The organism is Anoxybacillus flavithermus, from assembly GCF_002742685.1.
GTDB classification, from domain to species: Bacteria; Bacillota; Bacilli; order Bacillales; family Anoxybacillaceae; genus Anoxybacillus; species Anoxybacillus flavithermus_E.
The window spans coordinates 1-2,374 of record NZ_PEDM01000063.1; the positions used below are offsets into that span (position 1 = coordinate 1).

3 protein-coding genes are annotated in these 2,374 nt (G+C 38.3%); all 3 read left to right on the plus strand.

Translation table 11 applies throughout. The annotated features are described in order from the left end of the window. The first annotated feature begins 286 nt into the window (after positions 1-286). Complete coding sequence (locus tag CS060_RS13830) at positions 287-850, plus strand: site-specific integrase (RefSeq protein ID WP_035050290.1); 564 nt, start codon at positions 287-289, stop codon at positions 848-850. Positions 851-1,565: 715 nt separating this feature from the next. Further along, complete coding sequence (locus CS060_RS13835; protein WP_257211140.1) at positions 1,566-2,051, plus strand: hypothetical protein; 486 nt, start codon at positions 1,566-1,568, stop codon at positions 2,049-2,051. A 61-nt stretch (positions 2,052-2,112) separates the two neighbouring features. After that, on the plus strand, positions 2,113-2,374 hold a 262-nt coding region (locus tag CS060_RS13840; protein ID WP_099669062.1), incomplete at its 3' end, for a helix-turn-helix domain-containing protein.

Consider the following 2,374-nt stretch of genomic DNA (forward strand, 5'->3'; position numbering starts at 1 on the left):
AGCATTTCGGTCATTTTCATTTGCCTAAAATGCCCCTCAAACTGTCGAACTCGGGTAAATGTAACATATAGAATATAAATGTTGTATTGAATGAAACGTTTTGGAGGAGATTTCATGAAAACAACTCACGTGAGTTATTGCCAAGTTTGCCATAAAGACTTTCGTCCAAATGAAATCGTGTATTATGTCGTGATCGACAATAACATTGTCTGTGGCGACTGTGCGGAAGCTTCCCAGACGAAGGACATCGAACCTCGCATCTATGAAGTTCGAAAGGAAGATATCCATGATTAAACTGCAAGGACAAAACAGCGTCGAACCGATTCGTGATCCCGAAAAAATTCGCGAAATGAAGGAGTATTTGTTGCATCGGTCGTATCGCGACTATTTCCTATTTACCTTTGGTATTAACTCTGGTCTTCGGATTAGCGATATCCTGCCTTTACGGGTCATGGATGTCAAATATACGGAGCATTTGCGTGTCAAAGAGAAGAAAACCGGCAACGTACGCAAAATCAAGATGACCGCAGCCTTAAAGCAGGAAATTGAGAAATACACGCGAGGAATGGCCGATTCCGATTATTTATTCCCGTCACGCAAAGGAAATCGTCCGATTAGCCGAGAAACGGCTTGGCGGATCATTAACGAGGCAGCCAAAGCGTGTGGTGTGGAAGGACCGATTGGCACCCATACGATGAGAAAAACCTTCGGATATCACTTTTATCAACAGACGAAGGATGTGGCAATGTTGCAGCAAATATTTGGGCATTCCGCGCCATCCATTACATTACTTTATATTGGTATCAATGACGATATGATGGATGAGGTTTTAGAAAACTTCTCTTTATAAAAGCGCTGTGAGCGTTTGATGTTGATTTTTTTGTTCAACTTTTACGCAAAAATAAATCATCGCAAAATGAAAAAGAACAAAGCATATTTTACGCAAAAGTGAATAAACGCAAAATAAAAACAAAGAGGAAATAAATGATTTGATTTAATTTAAAGGATCTTCGTACACCAAAATGGAGAACTTTTTAGAAGAAAAACAGCGCTCTTTACTTCTAGTTCTAAATTTAAGGAGCTTATGGAGAGAATCAAGAAAACGGAGAAGGATAGGAAAAGCGGAAATGCTCCCCAGTCCACTGCAAATAAACTAATTAATGGTAACATATAAAGGTAACCAGTAAACCGTTTATAGTATCTCATATTCGTTACTATTAAAATTTTAATAGGGTTGAATCTTGGTCAAATATTGATGCATCAAGAAATTGTTAACGTGACGCATATCGGTACCAATATGCGTTACGTTTAAATAAGATTGCAAGATAATGAAGAAAAAAGTAGAATGATAGAGAAAGACAAAATAAAAAAGGTGATTGACCTTATCACCCGATGCTGCAACATCGGAAGGTAATCACCCTCACGAAAACATCCTGAATACAGTATAACGTAAGATAGCATGCTTATCAATAAGTATGTTTATTTTACTATATATTTCTTGTAAGGGTTTCTTGTGAGGGTACGTGATAAGGTCATAGCCGAAACGAAAGGAGATCTTTAGGGCTATGACTTTTTTTGTTGCTTGCGAGAAGGAATATCAAAAACACCAAACTTTTTCAAGTGTCGATGAAATGAATTGGCATATTGCAGAGATGAAAAAGCGGGTTCATTTTACACCTGCGGAATTACGAATTTTAGATGTCATGGTAAAACATTCATGTAAAGTGATCGGGGCTTGCTGGCTTAAAAAAGAAAACATCATGAAATTAGCCCATGTTGAATCAGAAATCACTTTAAGACGTTTCTTTAAGAAAATGCAAAACCATGGATTCATGAAAATTTACCGTACATATAGAGCAAAAAAAGGCGGTCAATCAAGCAATATTTACGAATTCCAGAAAGTGTTTTCTGAAAATTGTCTAGGCGGTTTGTCTAGGCGTGAAAATGTCGGAAATGCAGACATATCAAGGGATAAAGCAGTAAAAAAACAAACTGAAACTACTATTATTGAAACTATATACATGCACTTTAAAGTTGTGACTTCTGTATGAACACCCTTTTCCATGGTTATACTGCTCCTACATACCCATGTATAAAAGGAGCGGAAATGACATGAAACGTCTAAAAATCACAAATGATCACGGCTGGACACCGCGAACCCTTCGGAAACAAGAACGGAAAATCAAAAATGCTTCGCTTCGTGCTCGGGTTACTGCCGTTCGTCTTGTCATGGAAGGGTATCTCGGAAAAGATGTCGCAAAAATGGTCAATCTATGCCGTCAATCGGTTGCTCTCTACGTCGCACGTTTTAATGAAGGAGGGCTCGATCATTTACTCGATCGTCGCTTACCACCTGGTCGTGTGCCATTTCTTA

What these genes read in the sequence shown, in the direction of transcription:
- CS060_RS13835 (WP_257211140.1), top strand. Translation starts at nt 1,566, where the DNA reads ATGACTTTTTTTGTTGCTTGCGAGAAGGAATATCAAAAACACCAAACT.
- CS060_RS13830 (WP_035050290.1), top strand. Translation starts at nt 287, where the DNA reads ATGATTAAACTGCAAGGACAAAACAGCGTCGAACCGATTCGTGATCCC.